Raw genomic sequence first — 14,923 nt, 5'->3', positions numbered from 1 at the left:
CGCCTAGCAAGGTCCGGGCGACTAAACCCGTTCACTGAATATGCAGTGACAGCCCGCAGCCTAGTCACCCATCCCCACTGGCGCAATGCGGTTTGGATTCTCTCGGAAACGTCCCGCAAATGAAAGCGCTCAGCCCTGCTGGCCTTTAAAACCCAGGCCTCAATCCAATATCAAATGCGGCAAAAACCGGCTCGAATCCTTGGTAATCAAACTATTGTCCTCCCGCACCCCAATCCCCGCCGCCTGGTCCCCGATCACCCAAGACCCAATCAGCGTATAGCTGTCCCCAAACTTCGGCAGCGGCGCAAATTCCTGCAGGATGAACGGCGCATCGGTGTAAGGCCCGTCCTCTTTGACGATCAGCCCGTCCGCCGTTTGCAGTTCGATGTTCGCCCCTTCCCGCGAGAAGAATGGCTTGCGCACCCAGCCTTTCGGCACGGCTTTGCCCGGGTCGGTATCCAGGTGCGCCGCGAGTAAGTTGGGGTGGCCTTTGTTGAATTCCCACAGCAGCGGCAGGATGCCTTTGTTGGAGAGGATGGATTTCCACGCCGGCTCGAAGAACTGTGTGTCGCTCTGGGCGATCGCGGTGCCGAAGGGTTCGTGGAAGATGAATTCCCAGGCGTGCAGTTTGAACAGGTGGGGTATCCAGCGATCTTCGAGGTCGACGAAGCGGCCTTCGGCGGTGAGGCCGATGTCTTCGATGTCGATGTGGCGGGACTCGATGCCGACTTTTTCGGCGACGAGGCGCAGGTAGTCGGTGGTGCCTTTGTCTTCGACCGAGTCTTTCATCGAGGCGAAGTAGAACGGTTGGTTGATCTGCAGTTGGGCGAAAGCCTGGTGCAGTTTGGTGTCGATGCTGTTGAACTGGTCGGCGTGTTTGGGCAGCAGGCCGCGTTCGATGCATTGTTCCAGCCAGCCCCATTGGAACGCGGCGGCTTCGTAGAGGCTGGTGGGGGTGTCGTAGTTGAGTTCGAGTAGTTTGGCGGGGCCGGTGCCGTTGTAGGAGAAGTCCATGCGCCCGTACAGGTGCGGGTGGCCTTCGCGCCATGAGGTGCGGATCATGTCGTAGAACGGCGCGGGAATGCTCAGGCGTTCCAGCAGTTCTTCGCTCTCGACCACGCGGGCGACGAGGTCCATGCACATGTCATGGACGTCGGTAGTCGGGTCTTCCAGGTCGTGCTCGATTTGCTTGAGCGTGAACTGGTAGTACGCGCTTTCGTCCCAGTAGGGTTCGTCGTCGATGGTGTGGAACAGAAAGCCGAGGCTGTCGGCGGTCTGTTTCCAGTCGTGACGTTCTGCGCAGTGGATTTTCTTCATGGCTCGCCTTCCTTAACTGCTCGACCCGCCGCCGCCCCAGCCGCTGCGTGCGCTGGCCTTGCTGCCGAAGCCGCCACGGGAGGTGGCCGATGCAACGGTGCTGGATTTGTTGGAGGTGCGCAGCGTGTTCGAGTAGTTGCTGCTGCCGTAGCGGGCCTGGTTCGAGCGGCTGAAGGTCGAGCCTTTGGAGACGCGCTGGCTGAGCGTTGAAGAACCGTAGTCGCCACGGTCATCGCGGTAGCGGTACACCGGCTCGGAGCGGTAGCTGTTGCGATTGTTGCTGAGCATGTTGCCGATCAGCAGACCGGTCAGCAGGCTGCTGGTGGAGAAGCCTGAGCCGCCGCTGTTGGCTTGCGCGCCGCCGACTTGGGCGTTGGCCGCGTCGACCTGGGACTGTGTCACCCGGCCTTCGGCGGTCAGTTCGAAACCGCCCAGCCGGGGGATGAATTTGCCGGTGGAATCCTGCTGGCACCAGTCGGCGACAAAGTCGGCATCGCAATCGGCCTGGTTGTCGTACACCGGCGCAATGCGGCGGTGCTCGGCCATGGCGGTCATGTAGGCGTCCGAGCAGACGTCCACCGGCAGTTTTTCATCGGCGCATTGCTGCACCGACTGGAAGTTGTACTTCTTCTGCAAATCGTAGGTTTTTTCCGTCGGCCCACAGCCGGATATCGCCATGGCGACCGACGCTGCCAGCGACAGCTGGACGTACTTGCTTCGTTTCATCGGGAGCTCCGTGGGCGATCAGTTCGAGGTGGGCGTCATGCACGCGGCATTCAACATGCCGACGCTGATGGCCACGGCCGCCACGTAGATGCCGGCCGCCAGCTCGCCGTTCTTGATGCGCTCGGACGTGCCTTTGAGCACCAGGCTGGTCAGCAGGAACGCCAGCAGTTGCACAACCGCCGCGATCACCGCCCAGACGACGAAATCGAGGAGGCTGATCGAGTAGGCGATCACGTTGCTGGCCGGAATGGCGAAGCCGACGATGGCGCCGCCCAGGGCGACCGCCGCAGACACGTTGCCCGCACGGATCAGCTCGAACTCTTTGTGCGGGGTGATGCGGGTGTAGAGGAACTGGAACAGCACGAACAGTACAGCGGCCCCGAGGATGTAGAGGACAAACCCGAGCACGGCGGCTTTGTTCAGGGAGATGGAGAGAGCTTCTAGCATGAATGGCTTCCTTGTTTAGAGCGCGGTCAGGTCGGTTGTGTACAGCGAAATGCCCAGCGACGTGCTCAGGCTGATGGTGCCTTCGGCGTCTTCTTCAACGGAAAACAGCAGGAACTCGCGGCGGTCCGTCAGGCCGGTGTCACGGGCGTATAGCATCGAACGGTGCTCGACGCTGTAGGCTTCTTCGGGATTGACCACGTGCTCGGTCATCGCCACCAGCTCGGTCTGGCCGGCTTCGCTGCCCCACACGCGGGTGAATTCGACGCCGTTGTGGGTGTAGGTCGGCAGCCCGATCGGGCTTTGCGGGCCGGCCAGCCGGCGCAGTTCCGCTTCGCTGCTGAGCGTGACGTAGCTCAGGTAGTTGAACAGGATCACCGACTCCACCTGCCCGGCGATTTCGCCGGTGGTGTGCACTTGCAGCCAGTAGTCTTCGTCGTTCATGTAGTAGCGCGACAACCAGGTCGATTGCCCGAGGTCGACAGTGCCGTTGCTCCAGATTTCCTGGGAGCCGGGAATGACCACCGAGGTTTTCTCATCGAGCAGCAATTTGAGGCTGGAGTCGAACATCACACCTTTGCCCGGTGCCAGGCCCAGTGGGCCGGTGCTCGGCAAGGTTTGGCCGGCCGCCTGGTGCGACTCAGGACGCGCGTTCGGGGCTTCAAGCCCCATCAACTGTTTAAACCATCCCATTGGAAATGTCCTTGAGGCGGGTGGAGGCGATGTAGAAGAGTTCGCCGCCCTCGACGCGCGTGGCGCTGGGCGGGTTGATCGAAGGTTGCTGGGCGCCTTTGGCGCGGTAGCCGATGAGCGTGGCGTTGTGATGCTCCTTCATGCGGCTGTACAGGTCGCCGAAGGTGGCTTCGAAGGCCTCGGGCAATTTCATCAGGTATTGGGTGGCGCCTTGGCCCACGCACAACAACTCATTGATGACGACTGACGAGCCCGGGTCCTGGGAAGCACGCACCAACATCTCGATGGCCATGCTTGAGGTGCACTCCAGGCGCGGCGCGTAGGAGCTGGCGAGTGCGGCGATTTCACTTTCATTGAAGTGGGCGACCACATGGCCGACAGGGCTCAGTTGATTCACCGCCAGCACGGTGGCCAGTGTCAGGTCGTCCGACGGGGTTCGCACCAGCACCCGTTCGGCGCCGGGCACACCCGCACGCAGCAATAACGCGGTGGACGACAGGCTTTCACCGCGGATGAACGCCGCCTTGCCGGGCATGGGGTTTTCATCGAGGGTGCAATCGCAAATGACGATCAGGTTGTCATTCGAGGTTTCGTCTTGCAGCAACAACTCGATGACCCGCTCGCTGGGCGCACCTTCCCAGCCGATGAGCACCGTGTGACCGACCTTGCCGGTGAAATCGCCTTTGCCCTTCATGCCTTTTCTCCATGCATCGATGACACTGCTGGTGGTTTTGCCGATGGCTGCCGTCAGCAGCGCAATGCCGCCGAGCATGATCCAGGCGGCCACGAACACTCGTCCGGCTGAGGTCTGCGGCGCGAGGTCGCCATAACCGACGGTGAGTGTGGTGGTGAGGTAGAAGTAAATAAACGTGGCGAGCGTGGTGAGGTGCTGCTCGCCTAGAAGCACCAGACCCAAATAAGCGGTGCTCAGGTGCACGCCGAGGGCGATGACCAGACCTGCCCAGCCGAAACGGTGAAAGAGGGAGGAGGCGTATAGACGCAACAAAAGAAAAATCGACATTTTGCCCCTGATTCCCTGGGTAGTTGCCATCGCCTCGACGCCTGGATGCTCCAGTGCGTTCAGCCGGCATTAAACCTGCTGCGCGGCGCAGAGAGAAGTACCTTGGCTGCAATAAATCCGGCGAGCGCACCAAACAGATGCCCCTCGAACGAAACGCCCTGGCGCGGCAGGAAGCCAAAGACCAGGCCGCCATACAGCAGCGCTACGACGCCGGCCGTGATCAGGTTGGTCCAGCTCCGGTGGAACCAGGCACGTGACAACAGGTAGGCCCACAGCCCGAATACCCAGCCGCTGGCGCCGATGTGCACGCCACTGAAACCGAACAGCCAGACCAGCGCGCCGCCCAGCAGAATAATGATCAGGCTGACGGTCACGAATCGGTTGAACCCTTCGATCATCACCAAGGTGCCCAGTACCAAAAAGGCAATCAGGTTCGCGCTCAGGTGAGCCAAGGACCCGTGCAAAAACGGTGAAGTGAGGATGCCGAACAGGCCCGGCACCGTCCTGGGGATCAAGCCAAAGGCCATGAGGCTGTAACCGGTCGCCACATTGAACAGCTGCAGTGCGACCATCAGCAGGGCAAGGCCTGCGATCATCTTGAAACCCTTGAGGGCGTCCATCCTGACCTCGACGTAAAAAGAAAGGGCCGAGAATAGGCCCTCCCTGTTGCGGCATTATTTACTCAGCCGACTTCTGCTTCAGGCGCTCCAGAATCGCATTGGCGCTGCCTTCGTTCGGCGTGATGCCGGCTTCGCGCAACTTGCGTTCCAGGTCAGTCCCCGTCGAGGCCTCGGCCAGTTCGTCCTGGGCTTCCAGTTCCGCGGCGCGTTGCTGCTGCTTGGCTTGCAAGCGGTTCAGCGTACCAACGGCCGTCTCCAACTTGCCGTTGGCGCCGCCACTGGCGATGGACGCGCTGACCTGAGCCTTTTGTACGCTTTCACGCGCCTTGGCCATGTCCACTTGCTGGCGCAGGCTTTTGATCCGGCTCTCGGCCTTGGTGATGTCCTTGCGCATGCTGTCGGCGTAACCACCGAATTCGGCGGCTTGCTTCTGCTCGGCGTCGCGCTCGTTGGTCAGGGTCGAAATAGCTTCGGCCACTTCCAGGGCCAGGTCTTCGCGGTTGGCCTGGATGGCGGCCATCGCCTTGGTCTCCAGGTCCGTGATCTTGGCGTCGTACTCGCCGACGCGGTCATTGGCCAGCTTGTGCTTGGCCATGATGCTGACCAGCTCACGCTTGGCATTGGCCAGCGCGGTGTCGGCATCGCGGATTTCCTGGTCGAGGATGCGCAGGGCTTGTTGGTCGACGATTGCTTCGCCGACTTCGCTGGCACCGCCACGCAGCGCGGTGAACAGTTTACTCCAGATGGACTGAGTCATCAGATACTCCCGAATACTTAATTGAAGAAACGTTCGAAGGCTTCGCTGGCGCGCTGCACGTTGTCGACGAGGGTTTTCACCTCGGTCACGATGTTGGTCAGGCTGGAGTCAGAGCTCAGCGCGCCGAACATGTTGTAAACAACTTGCCCGTTGGGCATGGACTCGATGCCGATGGAAGACAGCGGGAACATTTCCCGGCTGCGCAGCACGGCGTCATTGAATTTTTCGACGTTGTTGATGGACTCGACGTCGACCAGCACGGTGTCGACGATGATCTGCTCGCCCACCACCGCGATGTAAATCGGCAAGCCACCAAAGTCGTTCATTTCCAGCTTGATGCTGGACTCCGAGCCTTGAACCAGAGAAAGCGTGATGTCGTTGGAAACCACTTCGTCCAGGGCCTGCAGCGCCGTGAACAGTCGATCGATGTTCCAGTTAGTGCCTGCGCTCATGTAAATCTCCGACATGAATGAGCCAGCCAGGATCGGCTGGCGGAGCTGTTTCTCCATCTGCTTGAGCAGGCTTCGGTTTTCGGGAAGCACCCAAGTCTCGTGTTTCACATAACCGGCGGCCGCCAGGCCCGCGCGCATCTGCTTCATGTAGAAGCTCGACGGTTTTTTCGCGGACGGTTTCAAGCGCTCTCCCTGAAGGCTTGCTGAATCGGTATCGGGCCCTGCGGGCTGACCCGATGGAGAGCTGCTTTTCATGGTGCTGACCTCGTTGTGAAAAACTCACGCGTGAGAAAATCTACAGGCAATTTTCGCCACACTCAATAGCTCACGCGTGAGATTTTTTGTCTCACATTTCCCCGCGACGAACACCATCAAAACGGCTAATAGCCTGGCGATTGTCTCTTTTGAGTTGACGGTATTACCTGTTTCAGCCGATTTATCCCCCGCCACTCGCCCATTAATCTGTGCCCATGTTGAACGCAACGCCCAACCCACTTAAACAAAAAAGGATTTCAACCATGAGCACTCCAACCTACAACCGCTTGAACAAAGACGACGCCATCGTATTGCTGGTCGACCACCAGACCGGTCTGATCTCCCTGGTGCAGGACTTTTCGCCCAACGAGTTCAAGAACAACGTGCTGGCCCTGGCGGACCTGGCCAAGTTCTTCAACCTGCCGACCATCCTCACCACCAGCTTCGAACAAGGCCCCAACGGCCCGCTGGTGCCCGAGCTGAAAGAGATGTTCCCGGACGCGCCGTACATCGCCCGCCCTGGCCAGATCAACGCATGGGACAACGAAGACTTCGTCAAAGCGATCAAGGCGACCGGCCGCAAGCAGATCATCATTGCCGGTGTGGTCACCGATGTGTGCGTAGCGTTCCCAACCTTGTCGGCGTTGGCGGAAGGGTTCGAAGTGTTCGTGGTGACTGACGCCTCGGGCACCTTCAACACCACGGTGCAGCAGGCGGCCTGGAGCCGCATGACCCAGGCAGGCGCGCAACTGATGAACTGGTTCTCGGTGGCCTGTGAGCTGCACCGCGACTGGCGCAACGACATCGAAGGCTTGGGGAATCTGTTGTCCCAGCGCATTCCCAACTACCGCAACTTGATGAATGGGTACGCGGCGCTGACGGCGCGCAAGGATTGATTAAACACCGCACACAAAGCCTGCCCTGAAAAGCAGGCTTTTTTGTTTAGTGGGCCGCCAACTCCCGCTCAATCTGCTCGATGCTTGGCAAACTGGTTTGCAACTCCGCGGGCAACGACTCAACCAGTTGATATTCCGCTACGCCAATTGGCCGGTTGTTGTCGCGCAATGCATATTCGGCGACGACTTCGTTCTTGCCCTTGCACAACAGCAGACCGATGGTGGGCCCGTCGTGAGGATGTTTAAGCTGGGCATCGACGGCCGCGAGGTAAAAGCTCAGCTTCCCCAAATGCTCCGGTTTGAACTTGCCCGTTTTAAGCTCGATCACCACGTAGCAGCGCAGTTTCAAGTGGTAGAACAACAGGTCGACAAAGAATTCATCACCTCCGACATCCAGCAACACTTGCTGGCCGACGAAGGCGAAACCCGCGCCCAGTTCCAGCAGAAAGTCGGTGACGTGTTTGATCAGGGCATTTTCAATGTCGCGCTCCTGCGCATCCAACCCCAGGCTCAGGAAATCAAAGCGATAAGGGTCTTTCAGAGACTCCCGCGCCAGATCGGATTGCGGTTTAGGCAGGTGATTTTCGAAATTGCTGACGGCCTTGCCGCTGCGCTCCAGCAAGCGGTTTTCGATGTGCACCACCAGCGAGTTACGCGACCAATTGTTTTCTATCGCCTGGGCGATGTACCAGCGGCGGGTTTCGGGGCCTGGGAGCTTGTCGAGCAATACCACATTGTGACCCCAGGGCAATTGTGCAGCAGCTTGTTGCACAAATTCAGGGTCTGGCCACGCCTCGGCAAAAGCACGCATGTACTTGAGATTGCGCGGTGAAAAACCCTTCATTGCGGGAAACGCTGCACGCAGATCCTGGGCAAGCCGATCAATGACTTTACTGCCCCAGCCTTGCTCCGCCTGGCGGGTCAAAATGTCGTGGCCAAGCTGCCAATAGAGCAACACCAGTTCCCGATTCACGGCCAGTGTTGCGCGTTGTTGCGCCGTGTGGATACGGCCTTTCAAGTCCGTCAACCAGTCGCTGTAGCCCGCAGGCGGTGGGGTCAAGCCGATACCGGGTTCGCTCATGCCGTTTCGCTCTTTGAGTGTTGAGGCAGGCTAGTCAGGGGCATTGACGGCCACAAGGGGCCAAGCGCGCACTAGGAAGGGGCTTTCAAACAATACCGAAATACCCTGCTGGCCATGGCGGCCCTACGCCTTGACTCTCCCCTATACGGCAGCCCTTACCCTGAAACACCCTATTTCAGGACTCACCCATGACGCCGCGCACCCTGGTTATCCTCGGCCACCCTTCAACGTCCAGCTTTTGCTCCGCTCTGGCCGATACCTGCATCCAAGCCGCAAAAACCGCCGGCCATGAAGTCCGCGTCCTACGCTTGGGCGAGCTGGTTTTCGACCTCAATCTGCACAGCGGCTACACCCAGCCCCAACCACTGGAACCCGACCTGCTCAGCGCCCAAGCCGACATCCTCTGGGCCACCCACCTGACCTTCATCTTCCCCATCTGGTGGGGCGGCATTCCGGCGTTGATGAAGGGCTTCATTGACCGAATCTTCCTCCCCGGCTTCGCCTTCAAATACCGCAAGGGCAAGGCTTTCCCCGACAAGCTGTTGCTCGGCCGCACCGCACATTTGTTAGTGACCCTGGACACGCCGCCATGGTATTACCGCTGGTTCTATCGCATGCCGGGCGTCCACCAGATGCGCAAGACCACCTTGGCGTTTTGTGGCATCAAGCCTGTCAAGACGCTGCTGTTCGGACCCGTGTTGGGCTCTACGCCGGCGCAGCGAACAAAGTGGTTAAAGCAGGCGGGCGCACTCGTTGAAAAAGGGAGTGTTCATGTACATCGGCAAAGCCGCGCAACTGTCGGGCACGACCGTCAAGGCGATCCGTCACTATGAGGCGATCGGGCTGCTGCCTGCGCCGCAACGCCAGGGGCAGTACCGGGTGTATTCGGCGCAGAGTGTCGAGCGGTTGATGTTTATCAAGTGCGCGCAGCAACTGGGTTTCAAGCTCAAGGAGTTGCAGCAAATCCTGCAGGACCACCCGGGCGATGTGCTGCCATGGGAACGTGCCGACCAGGCCATCGCTGCCAAGAAACAAGCGTTGGCCACGCAGATTGCGACCTTGCAGAAGATGCACGAAGGGTTACAGGCCTTTGAGACGCAACTTAAGGATGCGCAAGGGCAATACTCGACGCCAACCGCGCTGCTGGGCAATAAGGCCATGGCTCATTGCACGGTGGCTATGCAGGCCAACGAGCCCCGATGAACAGTCAGCCAAGCCCCCCAACCTTCGAACGCGATCAGCAAGCATTGGATTGGTGGACACGACTGCGCAGCGATGACGTCACCGCCCACGAGCGCAATACGTTCGAACTGTGGCGCCTGGACCCGCTGAATACCAACGTCTACAAAAAATGCCGAGATGCTCTGGCGCTTGCTCGAACGGCCCGCTCATTTGCCCAGAATCCCCATGTCTGCTAGTGTCGCGCCGGTTTACCGTCTACCGGAATAGCCGCCATGGCCCGCAAAAAAGTTGCACTCGATTTCGAACAATCCCTCGCCGACCTGCAAACCCTGGTCGAGCGTCTGGAGAACGGCGAGTTGTCGCTGGAAGACTCGTTGACAGCGTTTGAGCAAGGCATCGGCCTGACCCGTGACTGCCAGAGCGCCCTGGCGCAGGCGGAGCAGAAGGTGCAGGTGCTGCTCGAACGTGACGGGGAGTTGGCCGAAGAACCTTTCGATGCGGAACAGCCAGAATGATCGACGCGTATCAGGCCAGTAGCCAAGCCCGGGTCAATGCGGCGCTTGCGCCCTTGTTTGTTGCGCCAAGCCCGGAAATGAACCGCCTCTATGAGGCCATGCGCTACAGCGTGATGAACGGCGGCAAGCGCGTGCGCCCGTTGCTGGCCTATGCCGCGTGCGAAGCCCTGGGTGCGCCGGCCGAACAGGCCAATGGCGCCGCCTGTGCGGTGGAGCTGATTCACGCCTATTCCCTGGTGCATGACGACCTGCCGGCGATGGACGATGACGACCTGCGTCGCGGCCAGCCCACCACCCACAAAGCCTTTGATGAAGCCTATGCGATCCTGGCCGGTGACGGCCTGCAGAGCCTGGCGTTCAGCGCGTTGCTGGACCCAGCCTTGAGCAGCGTCAATGCCGAGATCCGCTTGCGCATGGTGACCAAGTTGGCTCACGCAGCGGGCCCGGCCGGCATGGTCGGCGGGCAGGCCATCGACATGGGTTCGGTCAGCCTCAAGCTCGACCAGCAAGCCCTTGAGCACATGCACCGCCACAAGACCGGCGCGCTGATCGAAGCCGCCGTGGAACTGGGCGCACTGGCCAGCGGCCAAGCGACCACTGCGCAATTGGCCGCCTTGCAGACCTACTCCCGCGCCATCGGCCTGGCGTTCCAGGTGCAAGACGACATTCTCGACGTAGAAAGTGACACCGCCACCCTGGGCAAGCGCCAAGGTGCCGACATCGCACGGGACAAACCGACTTATCCTGCGCTGCTCGGCCTGGACGCGGCCAAGGCCTACGCGCTGGAACTGCGCGACCTGGCCCTGGACGCCCTGCGACCTTTCGACGCGGCGGCCGAACCACTGCGTGACCTGGCGCGGTATATCGTCGAACGTCGCCACTGATAACGGCGGCCTTTACGGCCGCATATCGGCCAAGTTCGGCGCTCTGCGTGGGCAGTTTGCGATGCTTGAGGTAAACTGCCGCCTCTTCTATACCTATAACGATTCGCCTGATGCCCACGACGTTTCAAGAGATTCCCCGCAAGCGCCCGTCCACGCCCCTGCTTGACCGTGCTGTCACGCCGGCCGGCCTGCGTCGACTGGGTGAAGCCGAGCTGGAAACCCTGGCCGATGAGTTGCGCCTGGAATTGCTCTACACGGTCGGCCAGACCGGTGGGCATTTCGGTGCCGGCCTGGGCGTCATCGAGCTGACCATCGCCCTGCATTACGTGTTCGACACCCCGGATGACCGGCTGGTGTGGGACGTGGGCCATCAGGCGTATCCGCACAAGATCCTCACCGGTCGCCGCGAGCAGATGGGCACCCTGCGCCAGAAGGACGGCATTGCCGCCTTCCCGCGCCGCTCCGAAAGCGAGTACGACACCTTTGGCGTCGGCCACTCCAGCACGTCCATCAGTGCAGCGCTGGGCATGGCCATTGCCGCCCGCCTGCAAGGCAGCGATCGCAAGGCGATTGCGGTGATTGGCGACGGCGCGCTGACCGCCGGCATGGCGTTCGAAGCGCTGAACCATGCGCCGGAAGTGGACGCCAACATGCTGGTGATCCTCAACGACAACGACATGTCGATCTCGCGCAATGTCGGTGGCCTGTCCAATTACCTGGCAAAAATCCTCTCCAGCCGCACCTATGCCAGCATGCGTGAAGGCAGCAAGAAGGTGCTCTCGCGTCTGCCCGGCGCGTGGGAAATTGCCCGGCGTACCGAAGAATATGCCAAGGGCATGCTGGTGCCCGGCACCCTGTTCGAAGAGCTGGGCTGGAACTACATCGGCCCGATCGACGGCCACGACCTGCCCACCCTGATCGCCACGCTGCGCAACATGCGTGACCTCAAGGGCCCGCAGTTCCTGCACATCGTCACCAAGAAAGGCAAAGGTTTCGCCCCGGCGGAAGTCGACCCGATCGGTTACCACGCCATCACCAAGCTGGAACCCCTGGACGCCCCCGCCGCTGCGCCGAAAAAAGCCAGCGGGCCGAAGTATTCCGGCGTATTCGGCGAATGGCTGTGCGACATGGCCGCTGCCGACCCACGCCTGGTGGGGATTACCCCGGCGATGAAGGAAGGCTCCGATCTGGTGGCGTTCAGCGAGCGTTTCCCGCTGCGCTACTTCGACGTGGCAATTGCCGAACAGCACGCGGTGACCTTTGCGGCCGGCATGGCCTGCGAAGGCGCCAAGCCGGTGGTGGCGATCTACTCCACCTTCCTGCAGCGCGGCTACGACCAACTGGTCCACGATGTCGCGGTACAGAACCTTGACGTGCTGTTCGCCATCGACCGCGCAGGCCTGGTGGGCGAAGACGGCCCGACCCACGCCGGCAGCTTCGATTTGTCCTACCTGCGCTGCATCCCCGGCATGCTGGTGATGACGCCGAGCGACGAAAACGAACTGCGCAAGATGCTCAGCACCGGCCACCTGTACAACGGCCCGGCCGCCGTGCGCTACCCACGCGGCAACGGCCCGAATGCAGTGATCGAGAAGGACCTTGAGCCTATCGAAATCGGCAAGGGCATCGTGCGTCGCCAGGGCAGCAAGACCGCGTTTCTGGTGTTCGGCGTGCAATTGGCCGAGGCCTTGAAGGTGGCCGAGAAGCTCGACGCCACCGTGGTCGACATGCGTTTCGTCAAACCTTTGGATGAAGACCTGGTGCGTGAGATTGCCGGCAGCCATGAGTTGCTGGTGACCGTCGAAGAAAACGCCATCATGGGCGGCGCCGGTGCGGCAGTCAGCGAATTCCTGGCGCGGGAGAACATCCTCAAGTCGGTACTGCACCTGGGCTTGCCGGATGTGTACGTCGAACACGCCAAGCCGGCGCAGATGCTGGCTGAATGCGGGTTAGACGAGGCCGGGATCGAGGCGTCGGTGCGCGAACGCCTGGCGCTGCTGGGCCTGTAATCCAATGCCCCGGTAGAAACTGGGACTAAAATGTGGGAGCGGGCTTGCTCGCGAAAGCAGTGTGTCAGTTAAAGATAAGCTGACTGATACACCGCTTTCGCGAGCAAGCCCGCTCCCACATTTGATGTGTACCCATTTCAGATCTATGGACAGACCATGAAACGCCTGCACCTCGCCTTGCTGCTTCTCCCCACCCCCGAACTGCTCGCCGACACCCGCGACCAGGCCTTGAGCCTCCCCGACGTGGTCATCACCGCCAACCGCCAGGTACAGGCGCGCAACGACAGCAGCGCCGCCAACACCGTGTTCACCCGCGACGACATCGACCGCCTGCAACCCACCAGCGTCACCGACCTGCTGAGCCGCGTGCCCGGCGTGCAAATCGCACAAACCGGTGGGCGCGGCAGTTTGCCGGGGGTGTTCATTCGCGGCACAAAGTCAGCCCAAAGCCTGGTGCTGGTGGATGGCCAGCGCATCGCCAACGCCACCTCGGGCGACAGTGGGTTGCAGTTCCTCAGCGTCGACCAGATTGAGCGGGTGGAAGTGTTGCGCGGTTCGCGCTCGGTGATCTACGGCAGTGATGCCATCGGCGGGGTCATCCAGATTTTCACCCGGCGCAACGCCCAGGCTGGCGTTCATCCGCGCCTGCATGTGGGCTTTGGCAGCAATCAGACGTGGGAACGCAGCCTCGGCCTGTCCGGCGGCGATGAACGCACGCGCTTCAACCTCGGCGCCGGCCTGGATGAAACCCAAGGCATCAACTGGACCCATGAGTCGTTTGCCAGCGATGGCGATCATGATGCCTACCGCAACAAGTCCTTGAGCCTGAACCTCAGCCACTCGTTGAGCGATGACCTCGAAGTGGGCTTCAACCTGTTGGATGGCCGGGGCAAGTCGGAATACGACAACCCGTTCGGGCGCTACGTCAGCCCTGCAGAAACCGTCGGCCAGAAGCCCTACACCGACTACACCGTGAGCAGCGCCAGCGGTTATGTCGACGCCAAGCTCAACGACCGCTGGCAGACCCGCCTGGAACTGGGCCACAGCGAGAACCGCGACAAGAAGCGCGATCACCTCAGCGATGAGGGCAGCGCCTTCAACACTTATCGCGACTCGGTGAACTGGCAGAACGACCTGACCCTGGATGACCACAACAGCCTGATCCTCGGTGGCGACTGGTACGAAGACCGCGTGCGCGCCAGCACTGACTTCGACGAAGACAGCCGCTGGAACCGTGCGGTGTTCATCCAGCATCGTTTCGAGGCCGAGCGGTTTTCCACCGAGCTGGGCCTGCGCCACGACACCAACCAGCAGTTCGGCAGCCAGAACACCTGGAGTGGCACCCTGACCGTGCCGCTGAACCCGGACAACGACGTGCTGCTGTCCTACAGCGAAGGCTTCCGCGCGCCCAGTTTCAATGACTTGTACTACCCCGGCAGCAGCAACCCCGACCTCAAGCCGGAACACTCAAAAACCTACGAGGTGCAGTGGCGCAGCCAGCTGAGCGATACCACGCGCCTGGAAACCTCGCTGTATCGCACCGACCTGAAAGACGCCATCGTCGCCCAGCCGGTGGACTTCTACATCCCGCACAACGTGGCGTCCGCACGGATCAACGGCTTTGAAGCGGCGCTCAAGCAGCAGTTGTTCGGCTGGCAAGGCAATCTGGGCGTCTCGATCATCGACCCTCGCGACCGTGACAGCGGCCATACCCTGGCCCGTCGGGCGCGGCGCACGCTGAACCTGGATGTGGATCGGCAGTTTGACAAGCTGGGGGTGGGTGCCAGCTGGCAGGCCATCAGCCACAGCTATGACGATGAGGAAAACCGCAACCGGCTGGGCGGGTATGCCTTGCTGGGGCTGCGTAGCAGCTGGGCGTTGAACCGGGAGGTGCTGCTGTCGTTCAAGGTTGATAACGTGTTGGACAAGGCCTATGCGCGGGCGATGTACAGCTACCAGGACCCGAATTTCGAGAACAACCAGTATTATCGTGAAGAGGGTCGGGTGTGGAGGGTTGGGGTGACTTGGACGCCTGATATCTGAGTGGGCAAGTCCGGCCTCATCGCAGGCA

Annotated in this window: 17 protein-coding genes; 8 read left to right on the top strand and 9 right to left on the bottom strand. The window is 60.9% G+C overall.

The window, feature by feature from the left end; translation table 11 throughout:
* Positions 1-159: 159 nt before the first annotated feature.
* The 8 genes from HX803_RS24895 to HX803_RS24860 are packed head-to-tail and all read right to left on the bottom strand — an operon-like array spanning position 160 to position 6,177.
* Entirely contained in the window at positions 160-1,317 is a 1,158-nt protein-coding gene (locus HX803_RS24895; protein ID WP_178924308.1) for a glutathionylspermidine synthase family protein, read from the bottom strand.
* A gap of 12 nt (positions 1,318-1,329) precedes the next feature.
* The gene (locus HX803_RS24890) at positions 1,330-2,043 is read right to left on the bottom strand and encodes a DUF1190 domain-containing protein (protein ID WP_178924306.1); all 714 of its coding nucleotides are present in this window, start codon (positions 2,041-2,043) and stop codon (positions 1,330-1,332) included.
* Between the two features lie 18 nt (positions 2,044-2,061).
* Positions 2,062-2,490, bottom strand: a complete 429-nt coding sequence (locus HX803_RS24885; protein WP_178924304.1) for a DUF350 domain-containing protein — start codon at positions 2,488-2,490, stop codon at positions 2,062-2,064.
* Positions 2,491-2,505: 15 nt separating this feature from the next.
* Positions 2,506-3,180: a DUF2491 family protein gene (locus tag HX803_RS24880; RefSeq protein ID WP_178924302.1), complete on the bottom strand. Its 675-nt coding sequence runs from the start codon at positions 3,178-3,180 to the stop codon at positions 2,506-2,508.
* Positions 3,167-4,201: an ion channel gene (locus HX803_RS24875; RefSeq protein WP_178924300.1), complete on the bottom strand. Its 1,035-nt coding sequence runs from the start codon at positions 4,199-4,201 to the stop codon at positions 3,167-3,169. The genes HX803_RS24880 and HX803_RS24875 overlap by 14 nt, the downstream gene beginning before the upstream one ends.
* 59 nt (positions 4,202-4,260) lie before the next feature.
* Positions 4,261-4,821, bottom strand: coding sequence for a rhomboid family intramembrane serine protease (locus HX803_RS24870; RefSeq protein ID WP_176999291.1), 561 nt, complete (start codon positions 4,819-4,821; stop codon positions 4,261-4,263).
* A 58-nt stretch (positions 4,822-4,879) separates the two neighbouring features.
* A complete protein-coding gene (locus tag HX803_RS24865) occupies positions 4,880-5,578 on the bottom strand; it encodes a PspA/IM30 family protein (RefSeq protein WP_176999290.1) in 699 nt (232 codons plus the stop codon).
* Between the two features lie 17 nt (positions 5,579-5,595).
* Positions 5,596-6,177, bottom strand: a complete 582-nt coding sequence (locus HX803_RS24860; protein WP_176999307.1) for a YjfI family protein — start codon at positions 6,175-6,177, stop codon at positions 5,596-5,598.
* A 371-nt stretch (positions 6,178-6,548) separates the two neighbouring features.
* Between HX803_RS24860 and ycaC the strand changes: the two genes are divergently transcribed.
* Positions 6,549-7,181 (top strand): isochorismate family cysteine hydrolase YcaC, encoded by a 633-nt coding sequence (gene ycaC, locus HX803_RS24855; RefSeq protein WP_176999289.1) that lies wholly within the window; start codon positions 6,549-6,551, stop codon positions 7,179-7,181.
* A gap of 46 nt (positions 7,182-7,227) precedes the next feature.
* Here ycaC and HX803_RS24850 read toward each other — a convergent pair whose 3' ends face one another.
* Entirely contained in the window at positions 7,228-8,262 is a 1,035-nt protein-coding gene (locus tag HX803_RS24850) for a YhcG family protein (protein WP_178924298.1), read from the bottom strand.
* 188 nt (positions 8,263-8,450) lie between these two features.
* Between HX803_RS24850 and HX803_RS24845 the strand changes: the two genes are divergently transcribed.
* From HX803_RS24845 to HX803_RS24815, 7 genes are all read left to right on the top strand, one after another.
* On the top strand, positions 8,451-9,095 hold the full coding sequence (locus tag HX803_RS24845; RefSeq protein ID WP_178924296.1) for an NAD(P)H-dependent oxidoreductase: 645 nt from the start codon (positions 8,451-8,453) through the stop codon (positions 9,093-9,095).
* Complete coding sequence (locus HX803_RS24840; protein ID WP_178924294.1) at positions 9,034-9,465, top strand: MerR family transcriptional regulator; 432 nt, start codon at positions 9,034-9,036, stop codon at positions 9,463-9,465. Before HX803_RS24845 ends, HX803_RS24840 begins: the two co-directional genes overlap by 62 nt.
* Positions 9,462-9,680: a FecR/PupR family sigma factor regulator gene (locus HX803_RS24835; RefSeq protein WP_256732933.1), complete on the top strand. Its 219-nt coding sequence runs from the start codon at positions 9,462-9,464 to the stop codon at positions 9,678-9,680. Before HX803_RS24840 ends, HX803_RS24835 begins: the two co-directional genes overlap by 4 nt.
* Positions 9,681-9,716: 36 nt before the next feature.
* On the top strand, positions 9,717-9,959 hold the full coding sequence (locus HX803_RS24830; protein WP_003176346.1) for an exodeoxyribonuclease VII small subunit: 243 nt from the start codon (positions 9,717-9,719) through the stop codon (positions 9,957-9,959).
* The gene (gene ispA / locus HX803_RS24825; RefSeq protein WP_178924292.1) at positions 9,956-10,843 is read left to right on the top strand and encodes a (2E,6E)-farnesyl diphosphate synthase; all 888 of its coding nucleotides are present in this window, start codon (positions 9,956-9,958) and stop codon (positions 10,841-10,843) included. The genes HX803_RS24830 and ispA overlap by 4 nt, the downstream gene beginning before the upstream one ends.
* 110 nt (positions 10,844-10,953) lie before the next feature.
* On the top strand, positions 10,954-12,852 hold the full coding sequence (dxs, locus tag HX803_RS24820) for a 1-deoxy-D-xylulose-5-phosphate synthase (protein WP_178924290.1): 1,899 nt from the start codon (positions 10,954-10,956) through the stop codon (positions 12,850-12,852).
* A gap of 156 nt (positions 12,853-13,008) precedes the next feature.
* Positions 13,009-14,895, top strand: coding sequence for a TonB-dependent receptor domain-containing protein (locus HX803_RS24815; protein WP_178924288.1), 1,887 nt, complete (start codon positions 13,009-13,011; stop codon positions 14,893-14,895).
* The last annotated feature ends 28 nt before the right edge of the window (positions 14,896-14,923 follow it).

The organism is Pseudomonas sp. P7548 (assembly GCF_013386585.1).
In the GTDB taxonomy this organism is placed as follows: Bacteria; Pseudomonadota; Gammaproteobacteria; order Pseudomonadales; family Pseudomonadaceae; genus Aquipseudomonas.
Note: the sequence above shows the minus strand (reverse complement) of the source record. Positions and strands in the feature narration are given on the sequence as shown.